2 protein-coding genes and 2 pseudogenes are annotated in these 2,709 nt (G+C 34.1%); 3 read left to right on the top strand and 1 reads right to left on the bottom strand.

What is annotated here, in order from left to right:
- Positions 1-148: 148 nt before the first annotated feature.
- The 3 genes and pseudogenes from CWATDRAFT_RS30985 to CWATDRAFT_RS30995 form a co-directional block, all read left to right on the top strand.
- A pseudogene (locus CWATDRAFT_RS30985) lies at positions 149-472 on the top strand (gamma-glutamyltransferase); the annotation flags it as partial.
- 175 nt (positions 473-647) lie between these two features.
- On the top strand, positions 648-1,070 hold the full coding sequence (locus CWATDRAFT_RS30990; RefSeq protein ID WP_007308643.1) for a hypothetical protein: 423 nt from the start codon (positions 648-650) through the stop codon (positions 1,068-1,070).
- Positions 1,071-1,125: 55 nt separating this feature from the next.
- Positions 1,126-1,989 (top strand): annotated as a pseudogene (locus CWATDRAFT_RS30995) (peptidase S8); the annotation flags it as partial.
- Positions 1,990-2,208: 219 nt separating this feature from the next.
- Here the strand turns inward: CWATDRAFT_RS30995 and CWATDRAFT_RS31000 are convergent.
- The gene (locus CWATDRAFT_RS31000; RefSeq protein ID WP_007308166.1) at positions 2,209-2,658 is read right to left on the bottom strand and encodes an ISAzo13-like element transposase-related protein; all 450 of its coding nucleotides are present in this window, start codon (positions 2,656-2,658) and stop codon (positions 2,209-2,211) included.
- Between the last annotated feature and the right edge of the window lie 51 nt (positions 2,659-2,709).

Here is a 2,709-nt window from a genome sequence, read left to right on the forward strand (position 1 = left end):
TAGGTATGTTAACTTCCCGGAATGCATTTATAAACAACAGAGGAGATTTTACAATAAATTAGATCTCAATGCTATCAATTATCCGGGGACAAATACAGATTCCCCAGAAACGGATGTTAACTTATGACTCCTACTATGTCATGAAAGAAGGGAACCTTGGTTAGTAACAGGAAGTCCAGGAGGAAGTCGTATTATTACCACCACCTTACAAATTATTATGAATGTTATTGATCATGAGATGAATATTGCAGAAGCGACTAATGCAACTCGTATTCATCATCAATGGTTTCCAGATCAAATTCGTTTAGAAAGAGGATTAAATGGTGATACTATTGACTTATTAGAAACCAAAGGTCATACAATTAAAAGTAGCTTTGCCATGGGAAGTACCCAAAGTGTTATGTATAAAAAAGGTCAATTTCATGGCGCATCTGACCCTCGTAAACCAGGGGCATTAACATTAGGATATTAGGCTAATAATTAATAATTTATTGATTTTAATTTAATAGTAATCTTTACGGATACTGTCAGTATATACTATTATTACTGTATGTATTTTCTGGGATTGACGTTACCCAATGATCATCCATATCTTAGAGTAGAATAGGGAAAATTATTTCTTCTTATAACCCAATCTAGGATAAATTATGAATCATTCAGAGAATTTAAAACAAAACCTAGAAAACCTAACCGAAAAAACATTTTACTTTTGTTTAGGGGCAACGTCATCCATCATTGAAAATACTCAAGAAAACTTACAAAAATTATCAGAAAATGCACAAAAAACGGTAGAAGAACTAATTAAAATAGGAGAAGATACTTGTGATAATTCTCCTGAGATTAGTTTTCCTAAAGTTCACTTTCCAGAAGTTGATTTTCCTGAAATTAATTTTCCTGAATTTAAAACCCAAGACTATGTAAGTCAGTCTTTAAAAAGTCGTCTTTTTGTTCTTGTCAAAGGAGACAAAAACTTAGCACAAAGATTAATTACTTTACAGAAACAAAAAAATCCTGATCATCCTGAAAAATGGTATTGGGAAAAGGTAATTTATGACCTACAAAGACACTAATGAATTTTCAATGTCAACATAGTTAACTTAATCAACAGATGCAACCAATAAAAACATGAATTTCCTAAAACGTATCGGAATACTAGCCTTATTTTTTCTCGGAGTTTCCTGGGCAGTTTGTAACTTTCAAGGATTAGCCAATAAAGGAGAATTTGATTCTATTGTTCTTAACTTTAAACAAGATATTGCCATCACAGAAGTTGAAAATAAAATAAATAAAATCAGTAATAAGTATAGCCAAAAAATTTATTTTAACAGTGAATTTTCTCAAAAAGAAAGGGTTTATGTTCTTAAAGGGAATAAAAATATTCTCAAAAACATCCAACAATCTGAACTTAAGGAATTGACAGATTATATTGAACCAAACTATCAATATCATACCTTAGAAGCCGTTAATGACCCTAGATACAGTGAACAATGGAACCTAGAAAATATTAACATAGAAGCAGCCTGGAAACAAGCCAAAGGGAAAGGAGTAACCGTTGCCGTCATTGATACTGGAGTTAGTCGTGTTCCCGACTTACAAAGAACAGAATTTGTAGAAGGATATGACTTTGTTAACGATAAAAAAGACGCTACCGATGATCATGGCCATGGGACTCACGTAGCCGGAACCGTTGCCCAATCAACTAATAATAGATATGGGGTTGCTGGTGTTGCCTATCAAGCAAAAATTATGCCCTTAAAAGTGTTATCTGCTGCCGGATATGGTACCATTTCTGATATTGCCGAAGCCATTCGCTTTGCTGCTGATAATAAAGCCGATATTATTAACATGAGTTTAGGGGGCGGTGGTGCCAGTCAAATGATGGAAGATGCCATTAATTATGCCCACGAAAAAGGTGTGGTTATTGTGGCTGCTGCTGGTAACAGTGGGCTTAGTTCAGCCTCTTATCCTTCCCGTTATGCTAAGGTAATTAGGTGATTTCCAAGAAAAAGTTTCCCACCCATTCTCAGAATCTGTTTGTAGAACATCTCAAATAAGCGAAAAGGGAAAAATAAAAAGTTGTTCGCGGATACTTTCCGCGAACAAAAACCTCCCTATCTAAAAGAAAGAAATACGCTAACTTTTAAATTAGCTTTGACTATTTTTAAAAAGGAAATTCACTTAATTTTACACTCTTATTAACTTTTTAGACTAACTGGGTCTAATCAAAATATCCCATTTAGGTAAGTGAGGATTACGTTCTAAACGTTTCTCAATTTCCTTCATCTCTTTTTTCGTTAAAGAAATGCCTTTTTGATAAACTTTTTTACTTAACTTAACTATCGGATTTAAGCCTTTCCATGTCATAGTTTTTACCCAAGCTAACATCGTTTGAGCATTTCTCAGAAGTGTTCCGTTCCAATGCCTCTCTAAAATTCCCCAACATCTTTCTATGGGATTATATTTACTGTGATAAGGAGGAAAATATAGTAATTGAATAGATTTCTTAGTTTGGTCGGCAAACTCTACCATTCTCTTCAAAAATTGCCTTCTTATTCCACTATTTTCTGCTCCATTATCAACTTTAATTTGGATGTTCTCTAGTTGCTGCTTTTCAGTTATACTCAGACTTGTCCACCATTGCTCCAAGTTATCTACCATGAAATCACTCGTTTATAAGAACTCCAAAAGTACAGGGATCCCCGGACCCTT

Origin of the sequence: Crocosphaera watsonii WH 8501 (assembly GCF_000167195.1) — a bacterium.
GTDB lineage: Bacteria > Cyanobacteriota > Cyanobacteriia > Cyanobacteriales > Microcystaceae > Crocosphaera > Crocosphaera watsonii.